The 26203-nt window shown below is 68.5% G+C and carries 26 protein-coding genes; 9 read left to right on the forward strand and 17 right to left on the reverse strand.

From position 1 onward, the window contains the following. Positions 1-11: 11 nt before the first annotated feature. From EJP67_RS13290 to EJP67_RS13305, 4 genes are all read left to right on the forward strand, one after another. Entirely contained in the window at positions 12-608 is a 597-nt protein-coding gene (locus EJP67_RS13290) for a cytochrome b (protein ID WP_126022537.1), read from the forward strand. Then, positions 605-1222, forward strand: a complete 618-nt coding sequence (locus EJP67_RS13295) for a YceI family protein (protein ID WP_126022194.1) — start codon at positions 605-607, stop codon at positions 1220-1222. The genes EJP67_RS13290 and EJP67_RS13295 overlap by 4 nt, the downstream gene beginning before the upstream one ends. A gap of 79 nt (positions 1223-1301) precedes the next feature. After that, positions 1302-1949 (forward strand): YceI family protein, encoded by a 648-nt coding sequence (locus tag EJP67_RS13300; RefSeq protein ID WP_126022195.1) that lies wholly within the window; start codon positions 1302-1304, stop codon positions 1947-1949. 16 nt (positions 1950-1965) lie between these two features. Beyond that, positions 1966-2613: a LysE family translocator gene (locus EJP67_RS13305; RefSeq protein ID WP_126022196.1), complete on the forward strand. Its 648-nt coding sequence runs from the start codon at positions 1966-1968 to the stop codon at positions 2611-2613. A 10-nt stretch (positions 2614-2623) separates the two neighbouring features. Here the strand turns inward: EJP67_RS13305 and EJP67_RS13310 are convergent, their stop codons facing one another. The 7 genes from EJP67_RS13310 to argS all read right to left on the reverse strand — a co-directional run bounded on the left by EJP67_RS13310 (position 2624) and on the right by argS (position 10823). After that, on the reverse strand, positions 2624-4228 hold the full coding sequence (locus EJP67_RS13310; RefSeq protein ID WP_126022197.1) for a phospholipase D family protein: 1605 nt from the start codon (positions 4226-4228) through the stop codon (positions 2624-2626). 10 nt (positions 4229-4238) lie between these two features. Continuing rightward, positions 4239-5840, reverse strand: coding sequence for an RNA polymerase factor sigma-54 (rpoN, locus tag EJP67_RS13315; RefSeq protein ID WP_126022198.1), 1602 nt, complete (start codon positions 5838-5840; stop codon positions 4239-4241). A gap of 21 nt (positions 5841-5861) precedes the next feature. Continuing rightward, the gene (gene lptB / locus EJP67_RS13320) at positions 5862-6656 is read right to left on the reverse strand and encodes an LPS export ABC transporter ATP-binding protein (protein ID WP_126022199.1); all 795 of its coding nucleotides are present in this window, start codon (positions 6654-6656) and stop codon (positions 5862-5864) included. Continuing rightward, entirely contained in the window at positions 6653-7372 is a 720-nt protein-coding gene (lptA, locus tag EJP67_RS13325; RefSeq protein ID WP_126022200.1) for a lipopolysaccharide transport periplasmic protein LptA, read from the reverse strand. The genes lptB and lptA overlap by 4 nt, the downstream gene beginning before the upstream one ends. Before the next feature lie 151 nt (positions 7373-7523). Continuing rightward, complete coding sequence (locus tag EJP67_RS13330; protein WP_126022201.1) at positions 7524-8171, reverse strand: thiol:disulfide interchange protein DsbA/DsbL; 648 nt, start codon at positions 8169-8171, stop codon at positions 7524-7526. A gap of 175 nt (positions 8172-8346) precedes the next feature. Beyond that, the gene (locus EJP67_RS13335; RefSeq protein ID WP_126022202.1) at positions 8347-9126 is read right to left on the reverse strand and encodes an SPOR domain-containing protein; all 780 of its coding nucleotides are present in this window, start codon (positions 9124-9126) and stop codon (positions 8347-8349) included. 11 nt (positions 9127-9137) lie between these two features. Continuing rightward, on the reverse strand, positions 9138-10823 hold the full coding sequence (gene argS / locus EJP67_RS13340; protein ID WP_126022203.1) for an arginine--tRNA ligase: 1686 nt from the start codon (positions 10821-10823) through the stop codon (positions 9138-9140). Positions 10824-10954: 131 nt separating this feature from the next. Here argS and EJP67_RS13345 point away from each other — a divergent pair, with 131 nt between their 5' ends. Beyond that, complete coding sequence (locus tag EJP67_RS13345; RefSeq protein WP_126022204.1) at positions 10955-11299, forward strand: hypothetical protein; 345 nt, start codon at positions 10955-10957, stop codon at positions 11297-11299. A gap of 60 nt (positions 11300-11359) precedes the next feature. Here the strand turns inward: EJP67_RS13345 and EJP67_RS13350 are convergent, their stop codons facing one another. The 6 genes from EJP67_RS13350 to EJP67_RS13375 all read right to left on the reverse strand — a co-directional run bounded on the left by EJP67_RS13350 (position 11360) and on the right by EJP67_RS13375 (position 18143). Continuing rightward, the gene (locus EJP67_RS13350) at positions 11360-13402 is read right to left on the reverse strand and encodes a spermidine synthase (RefSeq protein WP_126022205.1); all 2043 of its coding nucleotides are present in this window, start codon (positions 13400-13402) and stop codon (positions 11360-11362) included. A gap of 7 nt (positions 13403-13409) precedes the next feature. Next, positions 13410-13862: a DUF2214 family protein gene (locus EJP67_RS13355; RefSeq protein WP_093203932.1), complete on the reverse strand. Its 453-nt coding sequence runs from the start codon at positions 13860-13862 to the stop codon at positions 13410-13412. A 196-nt stretch (positions 13863-14058) separates the two neighbouring features. Continuing rightward, positions 14059-14985, reverse strand: coding sequence for a LysR family transcriptional regulator (locus EJP67_RS13360; protein WP_126022206.1), 927 nt, complete (start codon positions 14983-14985; stop codon positions 14059-14061). Between the two features lie 42 nt (positions 14986-15027). Next, positions 15028-16008 carry a Bug family tripartite tricarboxylate transporter substrate binding protein gene (locus EJP67_RS13365; protein ID WP_126022207.1) on the reverse strand — a complete coding sequence of 327 codons (981 nt, stop codon included), beginning with the start codon at positions 16006-16008 and terminating at the stop codon, positions 15028-15030. Positions 16009-16012: 4 nt separating this feature from the next. After that, the gene (locus EJP67_RS13370; RefSeq protein ID WP_126022208.1) at positions 16013-17215 is read right to left on the reverse strand and encodes a CaiB/BaiF CoA transferase family protein; all 1203 of its coding nucleotides are present in this window, start codon (positions 17213-17215) and stop codon (positions 16013-16015) included. Continuing rightward, the gene (locus tag EJP67_RS13375) at positions 17208-18143 is read right to left on the reverse strand and encodes a hydroxymethylglutaryl-CoA lyase (RefSeq protein WP_126022209.1); all 936 of its coding nucleotides are present in this window, start codon (positions 18141-18143) and stop codon (positions 17208-17210) included. The genes EJP67_RS13370 and EJP67_RS13375 overlap by 8 nt, the downstream gene beginning before the upstream one ends. A gap of 120 nt (positions 18144-18263) precedes the next feature. Here EJP67_RS13375 and EJP67_RS13380 point away from each other — a divergent pair, with 120 nt between their 5' ends. The 3 genes from EJP67_RS13380 (at position 18264) to EJP67_RS13390 (ending at position 22733) form a co-directional block, all read left to right on the forward strand. After that, positions 18264-19004 carry an IclR family transcriptional regulator gene (locus EJP67_RS13380; protein WP_126022210.1) on the forward strand — a complete coding sequence of 247 codons (741 nt, stop codon included), beginning with the start codon at positions 18264-18266 and terminating at the stop codon, positions 19002-19004. Positions 19005-19152: 148 nt separating this feature from the next. Continuing rightward, on the forward strand, positions 19153-21327 hold the full coding sequence (locus EJP67_RS13385; protein WP_126022211.1) for a malate synthase G: 2175 nt from the start codon (positions 19153-19155) through the stop codon (positions 21325-21327). 134 nt (positions 21328-21461) lie between these two features. Beyond that, a complete protein-coding gene (locus EJP67_RS13390; RefSeq protein WP_126022212.1) occupies positions 21462-22733 on the forward strand; it encodes an MFS transporter in 1272 nt (423 codons plus the stop codon). On the opposite strand, the gene EJP67_RS13395 is transcribed toward EJP67_RS13390, so the two are convergent. From EJP67_RS13395 to EJP67_RS13405, 3 genes are read right to left on the reverse strand one after another with little or no spacing between them, the layout of a single operon-like run. After that, the gene (locus tag EJP67_RS13395; RefSeq protein ID WP_126022213.1) at positions 22723-23160 is read right to left on the reverse strand and encodes an EamA family transporter; all 438 of its coding nucleotides are present in this window, start codon (positions 23158-23160) and stop codon (positions 22723-22725) included. The genes EJP67_RS13390 and EJP67_RS13395 overlap by 11 nt on opposite strands. Before the next feature lie 11 nt (positions 23161-23171). After that, positions 23172-23999, reverse strand: a complete 828-nt coding sequence (locus tag EJP67_RS13400) for a hypothetical protein (protein WP_240650645.1) — start codon at positions 23997-23999, stop codon at positions 23172-23174. Between the two features lie 2 nt (positions 24000-24001). Next, positions 24002-24220: a hypothetical protein gene (locus EJP67_RS13405; RefSeq protein ID WP_126022214.1), complete on the reverse strand. Its 219-nt coding sequence runs from the start codon at positions 24218-24220 to the stop codon at positions 24002-24004. Positions 24221-24628: 408 nt separating this feature from the next. Here EJP67_RS13405 and EJP67_RS13410 point away from each other — a divergent pair, with 408 nt between their 5' ends. Further along, complete coding sequence (locus EJP67_RS13410) at positions 24629-25201, forward strand: fasciclin domain-containing protein (RefSeq protein WP_126022215.1); 573 nt, start codon at positions 24629-24631, stop codon at positions 25199-25201. A gap of 16 nt (positions 25202-25217) precedes the next feature. Here the strand turns inward: EJP67_RS13410 and EJP67_RS13415 are convergent, their stop codons facing one another. Next, entirely contained in the window at positions 25218-26153 is a 936-nt protein-coding gene (locus tag EJP67_RS13415; RefSeq protein WP_126022216.1) for a LysR substrate-binding domain-containing protein, read from the reverse strand. Positions 26154-26203 lie beyond the last annotated feature (50 nt).

Genomic DNA, 26203 nt, shown 5'->3' on the forward strand with positions numbered 1-26203 from the left:
CCCTGCCTCCGATGTCCACCGACACGCCTTCCACCCTTCCTGCCGCCGGCTCGCGCGGCCTGCGCTACGACCCGTTCGCCATCGCGCTGCACTGGCTGCTCGCGGTGCTGATCGTCGGCTCCTTCGGTGTAGGGCTCTACATGACGGGGCTGCCCTTCTCGCCGCTGCGGCTGAAGGTCTACAACTGGCACAAATGGGCGGGCGTGACCATCCTCGCGCTGTCGGCGCTGCGGCTGCTGTGGCGGCTGGGGCATCGGCCGCCGGCGCTGCCGCCGGGCACTTCGGGCTTGCAGAAGGCGGGCGCCCGCATCAGCCATACGCTGATGTACCTGCTGTTCTTCGCGGTGCCGCTGTCCGGCTGGGCCTACAGCTCGGCCATGGGTATGCCGGTCTCGTGGTTCGGCATGCTGGCGCTGCCCGACTTCGTGTCCACCGACCATGATTTCGCCGAGGCGGTGCTGCAGCCGCTGCACCGCAACTGCGCGTTCGCGCTGGCGGGCATCACGCTGCTGCACGTGGCGGCTGCACTCAAGCACCACTGGATCGACCGCGACGGTCTGCTCAAACGCATGTGGCCGGGGCCACGCCAGGAATCTGCCGGATCATGAGTTCACTTACTTCTCGCCTTCCTTCCCGACTTCCTTCCCGACTTCTCCCGCCGCTGCTCGCGCTTGCAACCGTATTGCCGGCCGCTGCAGGCCCGGCGACGCCGTCCGGCGCGAAGCTCGTCGCCGACAAGAGCCAGATCGTGTTCGTCACCAGGCAGATGGGCGTGCCGGTGGAAGGCAGCTTCAGGAAGTTCGACGCGCAGGTGGCCTTCGATCCGAAGAAGCCCGAGGGCGGCAGCGTCGCGCTGCAGATCGACACGGCCAGCGCCGGCTTCGGCGTGCCGATGAGCGACGCCGAGTTGCCCAGGCAGCCGTGGTTCGACGCCGCGCACTTTCCGCAGGCGAGCTTCCAGTCGAGCGCAATCAAGGCGCTGGGCGAAGGCAGATTCGAGATGGCGGGCAAGCTCACCATCAAGGGCATCGCCAGGCAGGTGACGGTGCCGGTCAGCATCGCACCGGCGCAGGGGAGCAACTACGCGGTGGCCACCGGAAGCCTTACGATCCAGCGGCTCGACTACAAGGTGGGCGAAGGCGAATGGACCGACACCTCGGTGGTCGGCAACGAGGTGCAGGTGCGCTTCAGGTTCACACTCGCGGGGCTCGGTCCCCTGTGAGGCCGCGGCCCCTTCCTTCCTCACGCGGACATCCCGAATTTCTTCTTTCCTCTCTTTCATGACACAGGCAGACAAAGCCATGAAAAAGCTTCTTCTCGCCGCGGCCCTGTCGGCCGCCGCATTCACCGGCAGCGTGACGGCGCAACAACAAGCGCAGCTGCCCTCGGAATTCGCGCCGGCGGCCGCCGCCAAGCCCGCGGGCGGGCCGGCCAGGAACGCCAACTACGTGATCGACCCGACCCACACCTTCGTGATGTACGAGATGGGCCACTACGGCACCACCACCAACCGCGGCCGCTTCAGCACCAAGGACGGCTCGGTGCAGATCGACGGCACCGGCGCCAGCGGCAAGGTCGACATCACGATGGACATCAGCTCCATCAACACCGGCGTCGACCTGCTCAACCGCCACGTGCAGAGCAAGGACTTCTTCAACGTGGCCGAGTTTCCGACCGGCCGCTTCGTGGCCGACCGCATCGACTTCTCCGGCGACAAGGTGGTCGACGTGCCCGGCAAGCTCACGCTGATGGGCCAGACCCGCCCGGTGACGCTGAAGGCCGTGCGCTTCAACTGCTACCTGAGCCCGCTGATCAACCGCCAGGTGTGCGGCGGCGACTTCGAGACCACCGTGGAGCGCAGCGACTGGGGCATCACCTGGGGCCTGAACTTCGGCTTCGAGAACAAGGTGAAGCTGCTGGTGCAGGTCGAGGCGGTCAACGTGCAGTAACACCGGAGGCGACACCATGATGGACACCACCCTCGCCCTGCTCGGCATCGCCGGCGCCATGACCGTGGGCGCAATGAGCCCCGGCCCCAGCTTCGTGATGGTGGCGCGCACCGCAGTGACTTCGCGCGCCGACGGCCTCGCCGCCGCGCTGGGCATGGGCGCGGGCGGGCTGGTCTTCGCGATCGCCGCGCTGGCGGGGCTGCAGGCGGCATTCCTCGCGGTGCCGGCGCTGTACCTGGCGATCAAGGGGCTGGGCGGTGCGTACCTCGTGTACCTGGGTTTGCGCATCTGGCGCGGCGCGCGGCAGCCGCTGGCGGTGGCGCAGGAAGCCGGCGATCCGGCACAGCGCCCGCAGGGTCGGGGAAAGCGCACCTTCCTGCTGGGCCTGGCCACGCAGGTGAGCAACCCGAAGACGGCCGTGGTCTACGCGAGCATCTTCGCGGCCTTCCTGCCGCGCGAGGTGCCGCTGGTGCTGGCGCTCACGGTGCCGGCGGTCATCTTCTGCATCGAGACGGGCTGGTATTCGATCGTGGCGCTGGCGCTGTCCTCGGCGGCGCCGCGCTCGGCCTACCTGCGCTACAAGGTCTGGATCGACCGCGCAGCCGGCGGCGTGATGGGGCTGCTGGGGCTGCGGCTCGTGTGGTCGGCAGTTCGCGGCACCTGAGGCTGCAGAGCTACAGCAGGCTCTCGGGCGTCAGCGGCGCCAGGATCTCGAGCATGGTCCGGTCCCAGAAGCCGGAGTCAGGCTCCTCGGTCAGCACGGTGACCTTGCCGCCGCCCTCGTCGCTGACCCATTCGATGCGCGACTCGTTGCAGCCCTCGGCGAAGCGCAGCCTGTAGGCACCCTGCTGCTTGAGCACGTCGATGAGCTTCAGCGCCTGCTGCGCCATCTCGGGGCTGCGGATGAACAGGCCGATCTCGGTGTTGTGCGTTTCCGAGCGCGGATCGAAGTTCATCGAGCCGACGAAAAGAATGCGCTGATCGATCACCGCCGACTTGGCATGCAGCCGGCCCACCGAAGTACCGAAGAGGCCCAGGCGCACGCTGCTGCGGGTGCGCTTGGTGCTCAGCTCGTAGAGGTCGGCGCCGAGCTTGAGCATGTCGGGCCGGTAGCGGCGGTAGGCGGTGTGCACCAGCGGCTCGTCGGTGGCGGCCAGCGAGTTGGTGACCACGCTGATCTTCACGTTGCGCCCGCGGATCTCGCGCATCACGTCGAGCCCCGAGGCGCCCGGGATCAGGTAGGGCGAGACGATGGTCACTTCCGAGCGGGCGCGGCGCATCTGCTCGACCACGTTGTAGCGCACGCTGTCGACGTCCAGCAGCGGCACGCCGCCGTAGGAGGCCGTCTTGCCGATCACGCGCTCGGGCGAATCAGCATAAGCCTCGGCGGTGGTCCAGATCAGGCCGAGCTTGCCGGCGTCCAGGTCTTCGGCCATCGGGCTGTAGCCGAGCAGGTCGTTGGGCGCGGGCTTCGGCGGCGGGGGCGTGGTGTCGGGGCCGGTGGCCAGTTCGAAGCGCTTCTGCAGTTCCTCGCGCGGCAGGTCGCTGGCCACCACGGACTGGATCGGCCGCACGTAGACGCTGTTCCAGTACTGGTCGAACAGGCTGCCCAGGCGCGGGACCAGCGCGCCGGTGACGAAGGTGTCGAGGTCGATGAAGTTCTCGCCCGAGGTACGCCTGAAGTACTGGTTGCCGATGTTGCGCCCGCCCGCCACCGCCATCGCGCCATCGGCGATGAACAGCTTGTTGTGCATGCGGCGGTTGACGCGGCTGAAATCGAAGAGCGAGGCGGTGAAGCGCTTCAGCAGGCTGCCGCGGCCGGCCGGGAAGGGGTTGAACAGGCGCAGCTCCACGTTGGGCGTGGCAGCCAGGCCAAGCAGCAGCTCGTCCTCGCCGGAGGTGTAGAGGTCGTCCATCAGCAACCGCACGCGCACGCCGCGCTGGGCGGCGTCGCGCAGGGTGCGCAGCAGGTAGCGGCCGGTCTCGTCGTTCTCTATCTGGTAGTACTGCACGTCGAGCGTGCGCTGCGCACGGCGCGCGAGCTGGATGCGCGTGTCGAAGGCGAAATCACCGCCCGGCATCAGGCGGAAGCCGCTGAGATCGGGGTCGGGCTGGGAGGCCAGCGCGATCTTGCCCAGGGCGGTGTCGGCCGAGACGGCGATGGTCTTGGTGGGCGGGCGCGGGGCCTCGTCGGGCAGGGTGGCGCACCCGGCGAACAGCAGCACCGCCGCCATGGCGAAGACCCAATGCCCGGCGCGCGACATCAGGCCACGGCTCATCGGCTTCTTTCTAAAGTGCCTTGCGCAGGTTGGCAGGGGCGATGCGCAATGCTTCGCGGTACTTGGCCACGGTGCGGCGCGCGCACTCGATGCCCTGCTCCTTCAGCATCTCGGAGATCTGGCTGTCCGACAGCGGCTTCTTCACGCTCTCCGAGCCGACGAACTGCTTGATGAGCGCGCGCACCGCGGTGCTCGACGCGTTGCCGCCGGTCTCGGTGCCCAGCGCCGAGCCGAAGAAGTACTTGAGCTCGACCGTGCCGAAGGGCGTGGCCATGTACTTGGCGGTGGTCACGCGCGAGATGGTCGATTCGTGCAGGCCCAGCTCGTCGGCGATCTCGCGCAGCACCAGCGGGCGCATGGCGAGCTCGCCGTGCACGAAGTAGCTCTTCTGCCGTTCGACGATGGCGTTGCTCACGCGCAGGATGGTGTCGAAGCGCTGCTGGATGTTCTTGATGAACCAGCGCGCCTCCTGCAGCCGCTGCGACAGCGCCTGGCTGCCCTCGCCCTTGTGCGACTTGAGCGCGCCGGCGTAGATGTCGTGCACGCGCAGGCGCGGCATCACGTCGGGGTTGAGCATGACGCGGAACTTCACGTTGGTGCCGCGCCCGGTCTTGGTGACGATCACGTCGGGAATGACGACGTTGCGTTCCACGTCGACGAAGCTGCGGCCCGGCTTGGGCTCCAGCCGTGCGATGACCTGCAGCGCCGAGCGCACCAGCTCCTCGCTGCTGCGGGTGAGCGTGGCCAGGCGCTTGAAGTCGCGGCGCGCGAGCAGTTCCATGGGCTGCTTGCAGATGGCCAGCGCGGTCTTGCGGACCAGCTCTTCTTCCTCGGTCTCTTCGTCACTGGCCATGGCGCGCAGCTGGATGCTCAGGCACTCGCCGAGGTCGCGCGCGCCCACGCCCGCGGGCTCCAGGCTCTGCAGCAGGCCGAGCGCCACCTGGAAGTGGTGCACGAGGTCGTCGAACTCGTCGTTGTCGTCGCCGGCCAGGCCCGAGGCCAGCGCGGGCAGCGAGTCTTCTAGGTAGCCGTCGTCGTTGAGCGATTCGATGAGAAAGCGCAGCGCGGCGCTGTCGCTCTCGTTGAGCCGCAGGCTCAGCGCCTGGCGGTGCAAAAAGGACTGCAGCGACTCCTGGCTGCGCGCGAGCTCGGTGGCATCGGCGCGCTCGTCGTCGCCGGCGTTGTTCTGGCGCGCGGGTGCGTCGCCGCCCCATTCGCTGTCGTCGGGCGCCATGTCGACGGTGCCGTCGCCTTCCCAGTCGGGCTCGCGCTCGGAGATCTCGGCGGCGGGGCCGTCGGAGTCGGCCGTGGTGGTGGTGCTGGTTTCGGTGGCAGCAGTGGACGTGCCGGCAGCGGGCGAAGCGAAGTCGCTCTCGCCGTCACCACCATCGCCGCCGTCGTCGCGCGGCACCGGGGCATCAGCCGTGTCGAGCCCGAATTCCTCGCGCGCGGCCTCCTCGGCGGTGCGCTCCAGGAACGGGTTCTCGTCGAGCATCTGCTCCACCTCCTGGCTCAGCTCGAGCGTGGAGAGCTGGAGCAGCCTGATCGACTGCTGCAGCTGCGGCGTGAGCGCCAGATGCTGCGAAACGCGAAGGGACAGCCCTTGCTTCATGATGGAAACCGCCCCCGCGCCTTACATGCGGAAGTGCTCGCCCAAGTACACCCTGCGTACCTCGGCGTTGTCGACGATCTCCGAAGGCGTGCCTTGTGCCAGCACGTGCCCGTCGCTGATGATGAATGCGTGGTCGCAGATGCCCAGCGTCTCGCGCACGTTGTGATCGGTGATGAGCACGCCGATGCCGCGCTCCTTCAGGAAGCTGATGATCCGCTGGATCTCGATCACCGCGATCGGGTCGATGCCGGCGAAGGGCTCGTCCAGCAGGATGAAGCGCGGCTGCGTGGCCAGCGCGCGCGCGATCTCGACGCGGCGGCGCTCGCCGCCCGACAGCGCCAGCGCGGGCGAATCGCGCAGGTGGTCTACGCGCAGGTCGGCCAGCAGGTCGCTCAGGCGCTCCTCGATGTGCTCCTTCGACAGCGGCACCATCTTGCCCTTCGCGTCGGGCTCGCTCTGCAGCTCGAGCACGGCGCGCACGTTTTCCTCGACCGTGAGCTTGCGGAAGATGGAAGCTTCCTGCGGCAGGTAGCTCAGGCCCATGCGGGCGCGGCGGTGGATGGGCATGTGGGCGATCGGCTCGCCGTCGATGGTGATGTCGCCGGCATCGGCGCGCACCAGCCCCACGATCATGTAGAACGAGGTGGTCTTGCCGGCGCCGTTCGGCCCGAGCAGCCCGACGACTTCGCCCTTCTGCACGTCGAGCGAGACGTCCTTCACCACCGTGCGGCTGCCGTAGCTCTTCTTCAGGCCGCGCGCGACCAGGCGGCTGCCCGTTGCGCCGTTGGCGTCCTGCGTTCCTGCGGATTCGATCACTTGCGCGTGTCTCCCTGGTCACTTCCGAGCGTGGTGCTCGGGCGCAGGCCCTTGCCGGGTGCCGGGGTGACTGCCGGCGGCGGTGCCTTGGCACCACCGGCCGGGGCCGAGGCGCCCGCGGCCGGCGCGGTGGCGGCCTTCGGGGTGAGGATGGTCCTGACGCGTCCGCCCGGTGCCGAGGCGTTCACGGCGGTGTTCGGTGGCACGGTCGAGCCGTTGACGGTGTAGGTATCGTTGCTCTGGTCGTAGACGATCAGCGCGCCCTGGCTCTCGTCGTTCGGCGTGGCGCCCAGCAGGCGGCGCATGACGGCGTTGCGGATGAACTTGACGTTGTCGGCGCGGCTGTCGTACTCGATGACTTCCGACTCGCCCTCGATCCACTCGTCGGGCGCGTTGCGCTTCTGCTTGTAGTAGGCCCGCTTGCCCGGCGCCGCCGTGACCACGCCGTACTGGTAGCCCTCGGCGTCCTGGCGCACATCGAGGCGGGCGCCACGGATGATGATCGTGCCCTTTGTCACCAAAACGTTGCCGGTGAACACGCTGGTCTGCTTCAGGTCGTCGTAGCGCATCGAGTCGGATTCGATGTTCATCGGCTTGGAGCGGTCGGCGGTCTCCGCCACGGCTCCCGATGCGAGGCCTGCCAGCAACAGCGCGCCGGCGGCCAGGCGGCCGATGCGACGCAGGAAGGGGGTTGTGGGGTAAGAGTGCAATGTCATAGAGGCACGAAACTTGCTCGGCATTGTATGCGGCTGAGTGCTCCAGCCCCGCACGCACAGATGAAAAAGCCCGCCTAGGCGGGCTTGACTTTCTTTCTGGTTTTCTCCCAGAAACACGCGCAACCGCGCGGTACGGCTCGGCTTTTGGCGCTCAGCCCTTCTTTGCTTCACCGATGAGATAGTTCACGACCTGAAGCACCTTGGTCATGTTGCCGGCGGTTTCACCGTCGACATACCAGCGGCCGGCCACGGCCATCGCGGGCACGCCGGCCACCTTGTAGGCATCGGTCAGCTGCGAAGCGCGCTTGGCCTTGCTGGCCACGCCGAACGAGGTGAAGGTTTCCTTGAACTTGGTGGCGTCCAGGCCGTTGGCGGTGGCCCAGGCAATGATGTTGGCGTCGCCGTTCACGTTCTGGCGCTGGGCGTGGATCGCGTTGAACACCTTGGGCTGGAACTCGTCGACCTTGCCCATGGCTTCGAGCGCGTAGTAGAGGCGCTGCTTGGCCTCGACGTCGTTGCCCACGAAGGGAACGGGAATGCGGCGGAAGGAAACCTCCTTCGGGATGGTCTTGAGCCAGGCTTCCAGCGTCGGCTCGAAGTCGTTGCAGTGCGGGCAGTTGTACGAGAAGAACTCGACCACCTCGACCTTGCCCGCGGGGGCGTCGACCGGCACGCGCTTGTCGAGCACCAGGTACTCGGAACCGGCCTTGGGCGCACGCGCCTGGGCGTGGGCCGTGCTGACACCCAGGGACATCAGCCCGAGCGAAGTGGCGGCCAGCGAAAAGTCACGACGTTTCATTTGAAAGGGTTCTCCAGTTGGTACGGCAGACTGAGCCGGCGCGCGGCGGGGAGTTCCACTCCCCTGCTCGACGGCGCGCCCGAAGCTACGAAAGGCGATATGAAAGGCGACGAATGGTGGCGGCAAACGCCGCCCGGCGGGGCTTGAGGGCTATTCCGGCTGTTGTGTGCGGCGCTCAGCGCTGAACGCGGACCAGCGCGGAATCCATGCCGCCGCCGTCCAGACGTTCCTTCAGGCGGTCGGCGTCGTCCTTCTTGCTGAACGGACCGGCGCGCACGCGGTACACGGTACGGCCCGCCTGCTCGCGCTCGGTGACCTTGGCCTCGACGCCCATCAGCGACAGCTTGGCGCGCTGCGCCTCGGCGTCCTCGGTGGTGCGGAAGGCGCCGGCCTGCACGAAATACATGAAGGGATCGGGGCCCGAACTGCTGCCAGCATTGCTGTTGCTGCTGCTCGGCGCGGCCGACGCGGTGGTAGTGCTGCCAGAGCCGGAGACCTGGCCCGAACGCGCGCGGGCCAGATCGCCCAGCGGATCGTTCGATTGTTGCGGCAGGGCGTTGGCCTCGGCCGGCACCGGCGCGGTGCGCTGCGGCTTGGGCGCCACCACCACGGGCACCGGCGGCGCGGCGTTGGGCGAAGCGGTGGCCGGAGCGGCGGCGGTGTTGCCGGTGGCGGGCTCGCCGGTGATGGGGTTGACCGGGCCGGTCGCAGCCGCCGGCGTCGCCGGCTTGGGAGCGCCCGCCTTGCCGGCGAGCGGCGCGTTCGGGTCCCAGTCGCGGTTCTTGCGGGCCTCGGCCTCGTCCTGCTCGGCGCCGCCGCGCTGCGTCTTGGTCACGAACGGGATCGGCACCTTGGTCACGTAGACCGCGATGCCCAGCGCGACGCCCAGGCCGAGCACCAGCCCGATGATCAGGCCGATGACGATGTTGCCGCGTTGACTTCTTGTCTTCTTCATGGTGAGGGAGTTCACATCTTGCTCGGCGCACTGACGCCGAGAATCGCGAGGCCATTGTGCAGCACCTGCGCGGTGGCGGCGACCAGCGCCAGGCGGGCCAGCTTCACCTTCTCGTCGTCGACCAAGATGCGCTCGGCGTCGTAGTAGCTGTGGTAGCTGGCGGCCAGTTCGCGCAGGTAGAAGGTGACGTCGTGCGGGGCGAAATCCTTCGAGGCGGCCGTCAGCATGGCCGGGTACTTGGCCAGCAGCAGCATCAGCGCCTGGGCGGCCGGGCTTTCCAGCGGCGACAGGTCGACGTCCTTCAGCAAGGCGGCGTCGCCGCCCCAGCCAGCCAGCACCGAACAGATGCGTGCATGGGCGTACTGCACGTAGTAGACCGGGTTGTCGTTGTTCTTCGTCACCGCGAGGTCGACGTCGAAGGTGTACTCGGTGTCGGGCTTGCGGCTCAGCAGGAAGAAGCGCACAGCGTCGGTACTGGTCCACTCGATCAGGTCGCGCAGCGTGACGTAGCTGCCGGCGCGCTTGCTGATCTTGACCTCCTCGCCGCCCTTCATCACGCGCACCATGGTGTGCAGCACGTAGTCGGGGTAGCCCTCGGGAATGCCTTCGCCCGCCGCCTGCAGGCCGGCGCGCACGCGCGCGATGGTGCCGTGGTGGTCGGTGCCCTGGATGTTGATGACCTTGTGGAAGCCGCGCTCCCACTTGGCGATGTGGTAAGCGACGTCGGGCACGAAATAGGTGTACGTGCCGTCCTGCTTCTTCATCACGCGGTCCTTGTCGTCGCCGTAGTCCGTCGACTTCAGCCACAGCGCGCCGTCCTGCTCGTAGGTCTTGCCCGCGGCCACGAGCTTGCGCACCGCCGCCTCGACGCGGCCGCTGGTGTAGAGGCTGGACTCCAGGTAGTACTGGTCGAAGCGAACGCGGAAGGCCTGCAGGTCCAGGTCCTGCTCGCGGCGCAGGTAGGCCACGGCGAATTCGCGGATGGCGTCGATGTCCTCGATGTCGCCGCTGGCGGTGACTTCGCGGTCTTCCGACTTGACGGTCTTCTTCGCCTTGAAGTCGGCCGCGATGTCGGCGATGTAGTCGCCGTTGTATGCAGGCGCCTTCTCGCCGCTGGGCCATTCGGCGTCGCCGGGCTTGAAGCCGCGCGCGCGCAGCTGCGTGCTGTTGGCCAGCGTCTGGATCTGCACGCCAGCGTCGTTGTAGTAGTACTCGCGCCACACGCTCTCGCCCTGCGAGGCGCGCAGGTTGCAGATGGCGTCGCCGAGCGCCGCCTGGCGGCCGTGGCCGACGTGCAGCGGGCCGGTCGGGTTGGCCGAGACGAACTCGACCAGCACCTTCTCGCCGGTGGCCGGCTGCTGGCCGAAAGTATTCCCGGCCGACAGCACCTCGCGCACGATCTGCTGCTTGGCGGCCGTCTTCAGGCGGATGTTGAGGAAGCCGGGCCCGGCGATCTCGATGGCGTCGACCCACTGGGCGAACGCAGGGGTGGCGAGCAGCGCCGCGCTCAGTTCCTCGCCCAGTTCGCGAGGCTTGCGCCCCAGCGGCTTGGCGAGCTGCATCGCTGCCGTGCAGGCGAAATCGCCGTGCGCGGCCATCTTGGGCGACTCGAACGCGGCCTTGGAGCCGGCGCCGGGCGAGAGGGATTCGAGCGTGTTCGCGAGCGCCGCGAGCAGCTCCTGTTTGACCAATAGCATCCGGAAATTTTACCGGGGGCAAACCCGGGCGCAGTTGACGATCGTCATCCGATCGTTGACCTGGCCCGTTACGATGGTCGGCCCCGAGGCGGGGAACCTGTCACAAATCAACCTAGCGAGGACATATCACCATGAAGAAGCTCCTTTCCCTGGTCGCACTGGGCGCCTGCCTTTCCTTCGGCGCAGCACAGGCTCAAGACAAGGCTCCCGCTCCGGCCGCGGCACCCGCGGCTGCCGCCCCCGCAGCAGCCCCCGCCGCCGGCGCAAACTGCGAAGCCAAGGCCGTGGACAAGAACGGCAAGGCCCTCGCCGGTGCCGCCAAGGCCAGCTCCATCAAGAAGTGCGAGAAGGAAGCCAAGGCGGCCGCAGGTCCCGCATGCGCGGCCAAGGCCGTGGACAAGAACGGCAAGGCCCTCGCCGGTGCCGCCAAGAACAGCTTCATCAAGAAGTGCACCGCTGACGCGGCCAAGGCCTGAAACGGCACCGCGCTGAGCTCACAACTGTGAAGAAGGCCCGCATCCGCGGGCCTTTTCCTTTTACTTCAGCGCACCCAGCAGATTGTTGAAATCGTCGGTCCAGGGCCTCTGCCCCGGCTCCGTGGCGATCGGGGCCGCGCCCGCGCGTATGGGCTCGCGCGCCAGCGCCTGGGGGTCGCGCGAGACCAGCACCCAGTCGGTGCGATGCAGCCAGTCGGACTGCTCCGCCAGGTCGTGCACCAGCACCGCGTGCAGGCCGCGCGCGGCGGCCACCCTGGCGATCACGGGCGCCAGCGCCAGGAAGCGGTTGGTGACGTGGAAGGCGATCACGCCATCGGGCCGCATGTGGCGCAGGTAGACGTCCATCGCCTCCACGGTGAGCAGGTGCACCGGCACCGAATCCCCCGAGAAGGCATCGACCGCGAGCACGTCGAAGCCCTGCGCCGGTTCGCGCTCCAGCGCCAGCCGGGCGTCGCCCGAAACGCGCTCGATGCGCGCGGCGCTGTCGCGCAGGAAGCTGAATTCCTTGTCCGCCAGCGCGAACACCAGCGGATTGATCTCGTAGAAGCGGTAGACGTCGCCGCTGCGCCCGTAGACCGCGAGCGTGCCGGCGCCCAGCCCGATCAGGCCCACGCGGCGCGGACCGGCCGGCGCCGCGGCGATGGCGCGGCCGATGCCCGAGGTCTGGCCGTAGTAGGTGGTGAGCTCGCGCCGGCGTGCGGGGTCGGTGAACTGCGAGCCGTGCTTGACCGATCCGTGCGCCAGCTGGCGCGTGCTGTCCGAGGGCGGATCGCGCTTCATGTCGTACACCTGCAGCGCCCCGTAGAAATTGCGCTGCAGGCTGCGCGCGCCCAGGTTGTCGCTGGCGATCTGCCGCAGCAGGAAGAAAGTGCAGCCGGCGGCCAGCACCACGCAGCCCACCCGCAGCCATGCCCGCCGGCGCAGCACGGCCGCCGCCGCCAGCGCGGTCAGCATCAGGCCGAGCCCCAGCTCGTAGTACGCCGCCAGAACATGCGGCGCGACCAGCCCCACCATCACCCCGCCCAGCGCGCCGCCGAGTGAGAGCATCAGGTAGAAACGCGTGAGATAACGCGGCCCCGGCCGCAGCCGGGCGGTCTCGCTGTGCAGGAACATGCACAGCACGAAGAGCCCCGACACGTACAGCGGCAGCGCGATCCGCACGTTGGCGCCGATGGAGTGCTGCAGCCCGAAGGCGCACAACAGCAGCATGGCGGCCCCCAGCGGCAGGAACACGCCGCGCCGGTACCAGCGGTCGCTCTCGAAGCACAGCACGAAGGTCAGCAGGTACAGCGACAGCGGCAGCACCCACAGGAAGGGCACGGCCGCGACGTTCTGCGTGATGTGGTTGGTCACCGCCAGCAGCAGCCACGACGCCAGCGCCGGCAGCGCGAGCCACAGGAAGCAGTCGAGCGCGCGCGGCGGCCTTTCTTCCGCTGGCGCCGCGGCGGACTCCGGCGCGGCCTGCTGCCGGACGTCTTGCGGCCAGCGCCGCGCCATGTACAGCGTGGTGCCCGCGCACAGCAGCGCGAACGCGCCGTACCCCCACGACCATCCGTGCGCCTGCTGCAGCAGCGTGCTGCGCGGCTCGATCAGCACCGGGTAGCTCAGCAGCGACAGCAGCGAGGCCAGGTTCGACAGCGAGAAATACCGGTACACCTGCGCGCCCCACGGCGTGCGCGCCACCCACGACTGCACCAGCGGCCCGGTGGTCGAGAGCAGGAAGTAAGGCAGGCCGATGGTGCAGGCCAGCAGCCCGAGGATGCGCCAGGCCGGGTCCTCGGTGCCCACCGGCTTCCAGTGGGCGCTCACCACGATCGGCAGGAAGGCCAGGCTCGCGAGCAGCAGCCCGACATGCAGCACGGCCTGCGCGCGCATGCGCAGGTGGCGCGCGACCCAGTCGGAATACGCGTAGCCCGCGAGCAGCACGACCTGGAAGAACACCATGCAGATCGACCACACCGCGGCCGAGCCGCCGAACCACGGAAGGATCTGCTTCGCGATCAGCGGCTGGACCAGGAACAGCAGGAACGCGCTGCTGAAGATGGTTCCGGCAAACAGGAGCTGGATGCCGGCGCGCCCCATGCCACGCCTACTTGCCGAAGCCGCGTGCGAGGAACACCGCCACCAGCGGGATCAGCGCGATCAGGTGCGCCTGGATCATCACCAGCTTGCGGGTCTTGAGGATCTCGGCCTCGGCCGGCAGCTTGCCGGTGGCGCGCAGCGTCTTGCGCCAGCGGAAGTAGGTCAGCGTCGGGAAGATCGACACCACCCCCACGATGATGAACAGCCCCAGCTTCACGTGCAGCAGCGGGTTGGTCCAGTACCAGGCCGTGCCCTTCACGCCCCACCAGGTGCGCGCGATGCCGGTGGCGAGCACCGCGATGGCGGCGATGCCGTAGACCATGTCGACCTTGGCCAGCCGCTCGACCACCGCCGCGTTGAGCCACTGCACGCGGCACAGCGCGGCCTCGCTGGAAATGAAGACGACCATCGTGAGGATGGCGAGCAGGTGAAGGTACGCAAGGATGGCTTCTAGCGTCATCGGTGGAGCTTTCAGGATGGCTCGCCCCCAGGCTGCGCGCACTTCGTGTCGCTTCGCCAACCCCCTGCCGGGGGCAACACCTGAGGCCCGGCAAAGCCGGTTCCTCGGTGTTCGCGAAAGACCTCAGCGCTGTCGGCGTGGTGAGCGTATCAACGGAATTTCAAATGCAAACACATTGTGACGCCACCGGTGCGCCTCAGGCCCTCCCGCCCCAGAAATCCGGGTTGCCGTATTGCTCCTTGAGGAAATCAAGCCACAGTCGCACCCGCAGCGGCATGTGCTTGGCGCCGGCGAACACCGCGTAGATGCCGTTGGGCGGCGCGGCGAACTCCTCGAGCAGCGGCACCAGCAGGCCGGCGTCGATCTCGGCCTCGACCTCCCAGGTGCTGCGCCACGCGATGCCGTGGCCGGCGAGGCACCAGTCGTGCAGCACCTGGCCGTCGGAACAGTCGAGCGGGCCGCTCGGGCGCAGGTGGATCAGCTCCTGGTTGCCTTCTTCGTTGACGACGCGGAAGGCCCAGCCGCGCGTCTGCGAGGCGTCGCTCGACAGCGTGAGGCAGGCAAAGCGCGAGAGCTCGCTTGGGTGCCTGGGCTTGCCGTGGCGGCGCACGAACTCGGGCGTGGCGACGCAGCGGCGGCGGTTGTCGGCCAGCCGCACGCTCACCAGCGACGAATCGGGCAGGTCGCCCACGCGCACCGCGCAGTCGAAGCTCTCGCCGGTGACGTCGACCACGCGGTCGCTGAGGTTCAGCGAAATGGTCACTTCCGGGTGCAGCGCATGGAAGCGCGGCACCAGCGGCGCGACGTGGCGGCGGCCGAAGCCGGCCGGCGCCGTCACGCGCAGATGGCCGCTGGCCTTGAGGCCGCCGGCGCTCACGCTGGCCTCGGCGTTCGCGAACTCGGCCAGCAGGCGCTGGCAGTCTTCGAGGAAGGCGCTGCCTTCGTGGGTGAGGGTGATGCGCCGCGTGGTGCGCACCAGCAGCTTGACGCCCAGGCGCTCCTCCAGCGCGTCGAGCCGGCGCCCCATGATCGCGGGCGCCACGCCCTCGGCCTTGGCCGCGGCAGTCAGGCTGCCGCGGGTCGCGACCGAGACGAAGGATTCGAGTTGCTTCAGGCGGTCCATGGGGCGGGAACTATATCGCCCGCCAACCTGGGAGCGCCTGCCCTACTCGGGCCGCACGCCCGCGTCGCGCACCGCCGCGCCCCAGCGTGCGTGCTCGGCCTTGATGTACTGCGCCGCCTGCTCCGGCGTACCGCCCACGGGCGTGCTGCCTTCGGCCAGCAGCTGCGAGATGGTCGCGGGCTTGGCCAGCGCCTTGTCGACGGCGGCACTGAGCTTCTTCACGATCTCGGGGCTGGTGCCTGCCGGCGCGACCAGCGCCTTCCAGTCCACCGCCTCGAAGCCCTTGTAGCTCTCTGCCACGGTGGGCACGTCGGGCATCACCGGCAGGCGCTTGGCCGACGTGACGGCCAGCGCGCGCAGGCGGCCGCCCTTCACCATCGAGAGCGCGCCCTGCGGCGTGGCGAACATGTAGTCGGTCTGGCCGCCGAGCAGGTCGGTGATGGCCGGCGCGGCGCCCTTGTACGGCACGTTGAGCACCTTGAAGCCCGCGCGCTTGGCGAGCACCTCGCCGGCCATGTGGCCCAGCGTGCCGGTGCCCGCGAGCGCCTGGCGGATCTCGCCCGGCTTGGCCTTGGCGGCGGCGACCAGGTCGGCCAGCGACTTGAACGGTGCGTCGGCGCGCACAACCAGCACCACGGGTTGCGAGGCCACCACCGACACCGGCGCCAGGTCCTTCAATGCGTCGTAGGGCATCTTCGGGAAGAGCGTCGGGTTTATCGCGAGGTTCGCCGTCTGGCCCAGGCCGATGGTGTAGCCGTCGGGCTTGGCCTTGGCCACCACGTCCATGCCGATGTTGCCGTTGCCGCCAGCGCGGTTGTCGACGATGAAGGTCCACTTGGTGTCGTCGGCCAGCTTCTGCGCGACCAGCCGCGCCACGATGTCGGTGGCGCCCCCGGGCGTGTAGGGAACGATGAGCCGCACCGGCTTGTCGGGCCAGGCCGTATCGGCGAGGGCGGGGGCGGCGTTCAGCCATGCGGCGGCCGCGGCGCACGCCAGCAAGGCGCGCCGTGCATTGGAAAACATGAGTTCAGTCTCCGAGGGTGATGTGTTGTGTTTCGAGCGCGGCGATTTCCTCGTCGCTGTAGCCCACTTCTTTCAGCAGCTCGCGGCCGTGCTCGCCCGTGCGCGGCGGCTGCAGGCGGATGCCCGGGCGTTCGCCGTCGAGCGTGAACGGCATGAGCGGCACCTTCGCCATGCTGCCGTCGTTCATGCGCACCGGCGCGAGGCCGCCGGTGGCGTTGAGGTGCGGATCGTCGAACAGCGCCTGCGGCTTCGTGATGGGCGCGAAGGGCAGCTCGTTCTTCTCGAACACCGCGGCGAGCTCCGCGGCGCTGTGGTTCGCCAGGTGCGAGCGCAGGATGGGCATCATCCATTCGCGCGCCAGCACACGGTCGTTGTTGGTCTTCAGGCGCGGGTCGGCCAGCATCTCGTCGAGGCCGAAGGCCTTGCAGAAGATGGCCCACTGCTTGTCGCTCACGGCCGCCAGGAAGATCTGCTCGCCGTCCTTCACGGTGAACACGTCGTACACCGCCCAGGCCGAGATGCGGCTGGGCATCGGGTCGGCCGCCTTGCCGGTGGCGGCGAACTGCATCATGTGCTGCGCGACCAGGAACACGTTGTTCTCGAACAGCGCCGACTGCACCTCGCAGCCCTTGCCGGTCATGTCGCGCTGGCGCAGCGCGGCCATCGCGCCGATGGCGCCGAACATGCCGCCCATGATGTCGTTCACGCTGGTGCCCGCGCGCAGCGGGTCGCCCGAGCGGCCGGTCATGTAGGCGAGGCCGCCCATCATCTGCACCACCTCGTCGAGCGCGGTGCGGTGGTCGTAGGGGCCGGGCAGGAAGCCCTTGTGGCTCACGTAGATGAGGCGCGGGTTGAGCTTGGCCAACGTGTCGTAGTCGAGCCCCAGCTTCTTCATGGTGCCGGGCTTGAAGTTCTCGCTCACGATGTCGGCGGTGGCGATCAGCCGCAGCGCGGCCTCCACGCCCTCGGGCTTCTTGAGGTCGAGCGCGATGCTTTTCTTGTTGCGGTTGAAGGTCGGGAAGAAGCCCGAGCCCGAGCCCAGCAGGCGCCGCGTGCTGTCGCCCTCGATGGGCTCGACCTTGATGACCTCGGCGCCGAGGTCGGCCAGCAGCAGGCCACAGGTCGGGCCCATGACCATGTGGGTGAACTCGACGACGCGCACGCCCGCGTAGGGCAACGGATTCGACGGGGAATTGGCTTCAGACATGAGCGACGGGTTCCTGGACAAAGCCTTTCGGCAGACCGGCCTCGGGCGTCATGCCGTACACCGGTTCGCCGGGCAGGCCGGCCATGAGCGGCGCGCGCGCCGCGATGAGTTTCTGGATGTCGATGCCGGTGCGCACACCCATGGCCTCGAACATGAAGACCAGGTCTTCGGTGACTGCGTTGCCCGAGGCGCCCGGCGCATAGGGGCAGCCGCCCAGGCCGCCCAGTGACGCGTCGAAGGTGCGCACGCCCTCGTCCCACGCGGCGAGGCAGTTGGCCAGGCCGAGGCCGCGCGTGTTGTGCATGTGGGCCGCGCCGGCGTGCCTGCCGATCTCCGCGCGCAGGCGCCTGAAGAGGCGGCGCACCTGCGCGGGGTTGGCATAGCCCACGGTGTCGGACAGGCCCGATTCGTCGGCGCCGGCTTCGATGCACTGCGCGGCGAGGCGGATCACGTCGTCCTCGGGCACCAGACCCTGCAGCGTGCAGCCGAAGGCGGTGGAGATGCCGGCCTCCAGCTTCGCCTGTGGCGCGATCTCGCGGCGCAGGTCGGAGATGGCGCGCACCTCCTCGACCATCTCGGTGGGCGTCTTGCGCACGTTGGCCAGCGAATGCGCCACGCTGGCCGACACCGGCATGGTGAGCTTGTGCGCGCCGGCTTCGAGCGCGGCCTGCGCGCCCTTGCGGTTGGGCACCAGGGCCATCACCACGAGGCCCGGCAGCGTGACGGCGTGGCGCACCACCTCGGCGGCATCGGCCATCTGCGGCAGCAGCTTCGCGGGCACGAAGGAAGCGACCTCGATCTCGCGCACGCCAGCGGCGTAGAGCGCGTCGATCCAGCGCAGCTTGTCGGCGGTGGGCATGGTGGCCTTGACCGACTGCAGGCCGTCGCGCGGGCCGACCTCGCTGATGAGGACGTCGGGGGTTGTCATCGGATTCTGTCTCCTTGCGCTTGACTGTTCTGTCTTACAGAACTAAATTCCGTTAAACAGAATTAGACCGTCGATCCACCCCGACTGTCAAGCCGCGCCATTCCCTGCCCCTCCCCAGCCATGCCCCGAAAAGCCCAGACCGAATCCGTCTCCGATCTCAACGCCGCCCCCGGCGGCGCCGCCGCGGTCGACCGCGCGCTGAGCCTGCTCTCGGCTTTCCAGCCGGGCGACGAGGCGCTGTCGCTCGCGCAGTTCGCCGAGCGCACGCAGCTCTACAAGAGCACAGTGCTGCGGCTGCTGGCCTCGCTGGAACACGCGCGGCTGATCCGCCGGCAGGACGACGGCCGCTATGCGCTGGGCATGGAGATCGCGCGGCTGCACGGCCTCTACGCGGCCTCGCAGTCGCTCGACCGGATCGTGCTGCCGGTGCTGCGCGCGCTGGTCGCAACCACCGGCGAGAGCGCGGCGTACCACGTGCGGCAGCCCCAGGGCGACAGCTGGGTGCGGCTGTGCCAGTTCCGCATCGATTCGCCGCACGTGGTGCGCGACCACGTGCGCGCCGGCGACCTGCTGCCCAACGACCGCGGCGCGGGCGCGCGCGTGCTGATCGCCTTCGGCCCCGAAGCCGAACTGCCGAGCGGCGCGAAGGAACGCAAGCTCTACGACACCATCCGTGCGCAGGGCTGGTGCGCGCTGGTGGGCGACCGCACTGCCGAGCTGGCCGGCATCTCGGCGCCGGTGCTCCACGCCGACGGCAGCCTCGCGGCCGCGGTCACGCTGACGATGCCCACGCACCGCTATGACGAGCGCTACATCGAGCCGGTGCGCGCGGCGGCCAGGGAACTGAGCGGACAGGTCTGAGCCGGCGAGCCCGCTCGAGGCCCTTGGCGCTGGCCGCCAATTACCTTCATTTCTGTCACGGATAAATCCCGATTCAGTCTCTTACTCGCCAGCAAAGTATCGAATAAAGTTCGTCCCAGGATTGCATTTTTCTCAAGGAGAAACCCACATGACCGCCCGCACCACCGCCCACGGACTCCAGGTCGCGACCGAGCTGCATCGCTTCATCGAGGACAAGGTCCTTCCCGCCAGCGGCGTGGCCAGCGACGTCTTCTGGAAGGGCTTCGACGCCATCGTCAGCGACCTCGCGCCGAAGAACATCGCCCTGCTGGCCGAGCGCGACCGCCTGCAGAGCGAGCTCGACGCCTGGCACAGGAAGAACCCCGGCCCCATCGCCGACATGCCGGCGTACCGCGCCTTCCTCGAGAAGATCGGCTACCTGCTGCCCCAGCCCAAGGGCGTGAAGGCCACGACCGCCAACGTCGACTCCGAACTCGCGCTGCAGGCCGGTCCGCAGCTGGTGGTGCCCATCCTCAACGCGCGCTATGCGCTCAACGCCGCCAACGCGCGCTGGGGCTCGCTGTACGACGCGCTCTACGGCACCGACGCGATTCCCGAAACCGGCGGCGCCGAGAAGGGCAAGGGCTACAACCCGGTGCGCGGCGCCAAGGTCATCGAGTTCGCGCGCAACGTGCTCGACCAGGCCGCGCCGCTGATCAACGGCTCGCACAAGAACGCCACCGGCTACAGCGTGAAGGACGGCAAGCTCGTCGTCGCGCTGCAAAGCAGCAGCACCGGCCTGGCCGATGCATCGCAATTCGTCGGCTTCCAGGGCGACGCCGCCTCGCCGTCGTCGGTGCTGCTCAAGCACAACGGCATCCACCTGGACATCCGCATCGACCGCTCCACGCCCATCGGCAAGAGCGACGCCGCCGGCGTGAGCGACCTGGTGCTCGAAGCCGCGCTCTCCACCATCCTCGACCTGGAAGACTCGGTGGCCGTGGTCGACGCCGCCGACAAGGTGGTGGCGTACTCGAACTGGCTGGGCATCGTCGAAGGCACGCTCACGGAAGAAGTCACCAAGGGCGACAAGACCTTCACGCGCGGCCTGAACGCCGACCGCGAGTACACCGGCGCCGACGGCAAGCCCGTGAAGCTGCACGGCCGCTCGCTCATGTTCCTGCGCAACGTGGGCCACCTGATGACCAACCCGGCCGTGCTGTACGCAGATGGCAAGGAAATCCCCGAGGGCATCCTCGATGCCGTGGTGACCACCACCATCGCCACCATCGACCTCAAGCGCAAGGGCAACTCGCGCACCGGCAGCATCTACATCGTCAAGCCGAAGATGCACGGCCCGGCCGAAGTGGCCTTCGCCAGCGAACTTTTCGGCCGCGTCGAGCAGCTGCTGGGCCTGCCCGCCAACACCGTGAAGCTGGGCATCATGGACGAGGAGCGCCGCACCAGCGTCAACCTCAAGGCCTGCATCGCCGAGGCCGCCGCGCGCGTGGCCTTCATCAACACCGGCTTCCTCGACCGCACCGGCGACGAGATGCACACCGCCATGCAGGGTGGCCCGATGATCCGCAAGGGCGACATGAAGTCCAGCGCGTGGATCGGCGCCTACGAGAAGAACAACGTGCTCGTCGGCCTGTCCAGCGGCCTGCGCGGCAAGGCGCAGATCGGCAAGGGCATGTGGGCCATGCCCGACCTGATGGCCGCCATGCTCGAGCAGAAGATCGGCCACCCCAAGGCCGGCGCCAACACCGCCTGGGTGCCCTCGCCCACCGCCGCCACGCTGCACGCGCTGCACTACCACCAGGTCAGCGTGACCGCGGTGCAGCAGGAACTGGAGAAGATCGACGCCGACGCCGAGCGCGACAACATCCTCAACGCCCTGCTGCAGGTGCCGATCGCGGCGGAGGCCAAGTGGACCGCCGAAGAGCGCCAGCAGGAAATCGACAACAACGTGCAGGGCATCCTCGGCTACGTGGTGCGCTGGATCGACCAGGGCGTGGGCTGCTCGAAGGTGCCCGACATCCACAACGTCGGCCTGATGGAAGACCGCGCCACCCTGCGCATCTCCAGCCAGCACATCGCCAACTGGCTGCTGCACGGCGTGGTCACCAAGGCCCAGGTCGACGAGACCTTCCAGCGCATGGCCAAGGTGGTCGACGAGCAGAACGCAGGCGACCCGCTCTACAAGCCGATGGCCGGCAACTTCACCACCTCGGCGGCCTACAAGGCGGCGCAGGACCTGGTGTTCAAGGGCATCGAGCAGCCGAGTGGGTATACGGAGCCGCTGCTGCATGCGTGGCGCCTGAAGGTGAAGGGCGAGGCCTGATCGCCTTGCCCGGCCCGGCATTGCGCCGGGCCTGACGCACGCAACGAACGGCGCCCGAGGGCGCCGTTCTGCATGCTGGGCGGCCTGCCGTTAGCATCGACGGGCTCCCCTTCGCCTCCCGCCCCTCTTTCCCGATGAACACGAACGCGGCATCGCCGCCTCCGCCGCGCTGGACTTCCTCCGCGGCCGCCATGCTCGTGGCCCTGGCCACCGCCTTCGCCCTGAGCCAGGCCTTCCGCACCGTCGGCGCCATGATGGCCACGCCGCTCGGCAGCCACTTCGGGCTCACGCCGCAGCAGCTGGGCACCTGGGCGGGCACCTTCCATTTCATGTTCGGGATCATGCAGCTCGCGATGGGCGTATCGATCGACATCTTCGGCGTGCGGCGCACGGTGCTGGCGGCCTTTCCTCTGGCGATCGCGGGTGCGGTGCTGTGCGCGATGGCGCCGGACTTCCACGCGCTGCTGCTGGGGCAGGCGCTGATCGGCGTGGGCTGCGCGCCGGCCTTCCTGGCCTGCACGGTGTTCATCGCGCGGCACTTCGATGCCTCGCGCTTCACCGCGATGTCGGGGCTGGTGATGAGCCTGGCCGGCATGGGCATCCTGTTCACGGGCACGCCGCTGGCGCTGCTGATCGAGGCTTCGTCGTGGCGCGCGGGCTATGCGGTGCTGGGGGCGTTCGCTGTGCTGTCTTGGCTGATCATCTTCTGGCGCGTGCGCGAGCCTGCAGGTGCCGCCGATATCGCGCTGCCGGAACGGGCGGAGCGCCAGACGCTGCGCAAGGCCGTGCGCGAACTGCTGCCGCTGTTCGCGATGCCGCACACGCTGGGCCTGCTGTGCTTCGCCTGCGTGTCGTATGCCGCCTTCATCACGCTGCGCGGCCTGTGGCTCGGCCCGGTGCTGCACGAGCGGCACGGCCTCTCGCTGGTGGCCAGCGGCAACGTCGCGCTGGTGATGACTGTCGCCGGCATGATCAGCCCCACGCTCTTCGGCCGCATGGACCCGGGCGGCGCGCGGCGCACGCGCTGGATGATGGGCTGCGCGCTCGCGGGCTCGCTGATGTTCGGCGCGATGGCACTGACGCATTCGCGCGCGATCGACATCGGCCTGCCGATCGTCTACGGCCTTCTCTCGGGCTACAGCGTGCTGCAGTACGCGTACACCAAGAACGCCTACCCGGCAGCCATGACGGGGCGCGCGATGGCGCTGATGAACATGGCGATGTTCCTCGGCGTCTCGCTGATGCAGTGGACCACCGGCGTGGCCGCGTCGTGGGCCGTGGCGAACGGCGTCGAGCCATTCCGCGCGGTGTTCTTCACGGTGGCCGGCATGCTGGCTGCGGGCAACTTGGCGTTCTTCCTGCTGCCGCGCGCGGCAGCACGGCCGGCGGCGCAGCTCAGCGCTTGATCGCAAGCATCAGCACGCCGCCCGCGATCATCGCCACGCCCGCCCATTCGCGGCCCGAGGGCCGCTCGCCGAGGAATATCACGGCGAAGAGCACGACCAGCACCACGCTGAGCTTGTCGACCGGCGCGACGCGCGAGGCATCGCCCACCTTGAGCGCGCGGAAGTAGCAGACCCACGACGCGCCCGTCGCGAGCCCCGAGAGCACGAGAAAGAGCCAGGTGCGCGGCGACAGCTGCAGCGGGTTCGTCCACTTGCCGGTGGCGTTCACGAAGACCAGCAGCACCGCGAAGATGACCACGGTGCGCACCAGCGTCGCCATGTCCGAATCGACACCGGCCAGGCCCAGCTTGGCGAGGATGGCCGTCAGCGCGGCGAAGACGGCCGAGAGGGCGGCCCAGAGAAACCAGTTGGAGGCGGTGAGATTCATCGTGCTTTCTTTCATCGGGGATGGCGCGGCGCCTGCATCATGCGCGATGCGACTTTGCCTCTACCTGACGAACGGCTTAAGGCGTTCTCGCCCAGGCGCGCGCGGATCTCCTTGCGGCTGAGCTGGCGCTTTGTTGCGGCATAGACGTCGTCGCGCCCGTACATGGCCCGGTTGCTCGACTCGCCGAACTCCGGCCGTCCCCATGCACACGTGGTCCTGACGAAGCAGCGCCGCAGCACGTCAAAACGCTTGTCCCAGACACCCGGGGCCCTCATGGGCGGCGTGGTGGCCAGGGTGATCTCGAACCAGTCGCCGTTCACGCGGTGCCATTGCGTGAGTTCGTCGATCACGACGAACGACAGCTCTGCCTTCGTGCCGCCGCGCTCACGCCGTCGAGCCTGTGAAAACCGGCGGTTGGGCAAAAGGATGCCGGTGGCGGGGTGCACGAAAAGCTCCACCCGCGAAGCCTCCTCCAGCGGCACGCGCTCACCGCGGCCCCACCATCCTGCACGCACCAGCACTTGCCCGTCGTGCATCACCGCATCGCGTTCGACGAAGTCTTCGATGTGCTCGAAGATATGCGCCTGCACGACGCTGCGTCGATCGATGGTGCTGCAAAGCTCCGAGTACACCTTGTCCCAAGGCCGGTGCACCTGCTTGTGCAGCCAGCGCTTGAGCGGCGCGAGGTTCTCGTTGAGCCCCTTGGGGTATTCGTAGCCCTGCTTCATGCCCAGTCGCGAGCCGCGCTCCTTGCTGTTGCGCCACTTGCGTCCATCGCCCTGCACGCCGCCACCGCGGCGCGGCCGTTCGACGATGACCTTGTCCATGTCTTCACGCATGGTCAGTCCTCCTGCACGATGTTGCGCGCTGCCTTCTGCAGCGCCACCTTCTGCGCGCGCCGCTCGGCGCTGTGGGTGCGCAGGTGGCGGCCCGCCTTCTGGCTTGCTTCGCGGCGCACCAGCGCTGCCACGACGGGGTTGCGGGGTGCCGCGTTCGACACCGAGAAATAGAACCGGCCCAGACGCTTGTCGTCGTCGCGGGCCCTTCGTTGAGCACTCATGTGCACACACTCCGAAAAACAAAAAGGCCCCGGCGAATGGCTGCGCGGGGCCTTTGTCGATCGGCCTCGGCGGATGCGTGGATGCACGTCCGGCCGGGGCGGTCGGTGTGCGGGTCAGGTGTTCAGGTAACGGTTCATTGGAGGGGTGTGTCGCCAGGGAGGTCGATCGTCGCCGGGCGCGCGGGGAGCAAAAACTGTTGCTGAAAAACGAAGCGCGGATTCTGTAGCTCGCGCGTTCGATGCGCAAGCGTCGCGCATCGCCTGTGTGGCGCAAAGCCTACGTGGAGGGCCGATGAATCCAATCGCGCGCAGGCGACGTATCAGGTTCAAGCGCATTGCGCCTCCGAGCTGTTGGCGGTTTCCACAGAGAGCCTCGAGAACCATCCATCACCTTTCCAGGAGACTTCAATGAAGAAACTCGTGATCGCAGCCAGCGTCTCTGTCCTCCTCGCAGCCTGCGCGGGCGGCATGGGCATGAGCGGCAACGGCAACGGGGCATCGAACCCGATGGTCGGCGGCGCGCCGATGTACCCGACGAAGGACATCGTCGACAACGCGGTGAACTCGAAGGACCACACCACGCTTGTCGCCGCCGTGAAGGCCGCGGACCTCGTCGGCACGCTGAAGAGCCCCGGCCCGTTCACCGTGTTCGCGCCGACCAACGCCGCCTTCGCGGCACTTCCCGCCGGCACCGTCGACACACTGCTCAAGCCCGAGAACAAGCCCACGCTGACCAAGGTGCTGACCTATCACGTGGTGCCCGGCAAGCTCGATAGCGCGGCGCTCATGAGCGCCATCAACGCAGGCGGCGGCAAGGCCACGCTGAAGACCGCAAGCGGCGGCACGCTCACCGCGACGATGAGCGGCGGCAACGTGCTGGTGACCGACGCCAAGGGCGGCACAGCGACGGTGACGATCGCCAACGTCTACCAGTCCAACGGCGTGATCCACGTCGTGAACAAGGTACTGCTGCCGGGTTGATCGGCATCGCTGTGCGTCAGCTGCGCTGCGCGGCCTCGGCCTCGTCGCGCAGCCACTGCGCGAACTCCTGCGCGTCGCGGTTGCCTGCGGCGCGCCTGGACATCTCGATGAAGTAGCCGCGATGCGAGGCAGCGCCCTCGCCCAGCGGCGCCACGAGCCGGCCATCGCGCACCAGCTCGCTCAGCAGGGGCAGCCGGCCGATCACCACGCCCTGCCCCGCCACCGCGGCCGAGACCGCATCGGCGTACTGCGTGAAGCGCAGCGTGCTCTTCATGCGCAGGTCTTCCAGCCCCATGACCTTGAGCCAGGGTTCCCAATCGGCAGTGGGCGCCTCGCTGTGGTCGGGGTACTCGACGGTGAGCAGCGTGAGCTTGGAGAAATCGGAAAGTTCGCGCAGCGACGCAGCCACCTGCGGCGAGCACAGCGGGATCACCGACTCCTCGAACAGCGCCGGCCCCACGCCACGCCCGACGGGCACGAAGCGCACCGCCAGGTCGATGCGGCTGCTTTCCAGGTCGAGCACGTCGAGCGTGGCCGACACGCGCACGTCGACCTGCGGATGGCTGCCGGTGAAGCGCGCCAGCTTCGGTATGAGCCAGATCGACGCGAAGCCCGGCGTGGTGGTGATCGCCACCTGCCGGGGCGCGGAACTCGCGCGCACCCGCGCCGTAGCGTCGCGCAGGCGCTCCAGGCTGTCGGTGACGGCGCGCTGCAGCACGCCGCCGGCCTCGGTGAGCGACAGCGCGCGGTGGCGCCGCTCGAACAGCAGCACGCCCAGGCTGGCTTCCAACTGCTGGATCTGCCGGCTCACGGCCGACTGCGTGAGGTGAAGCTCCGAGGCCGCCAGCGTGAAGCTCAGCCGGCGCGCAGCCGCCTCGAAGCTGCGCAGCAGTTCGAGCGGGGGAAGCTCGACGCCGGTGGCATTGGCGGCTTTCGCATTCTCTGTACGCATGCAACGAGTTCCGAATGACCGTGTGTAAGAAGGGCTCCGGTTCACTATAT

Origin of the sequence: Variovorax guangxiensis, from assembly GCF_003952165.1 — a bacterium.
GTDB lineage: Bacteria > Pseudomonadota > Gammaproteobacteria > Burkholderiales > Burkholderiaceae_C > Variovorax > Variovorax guangxiensis.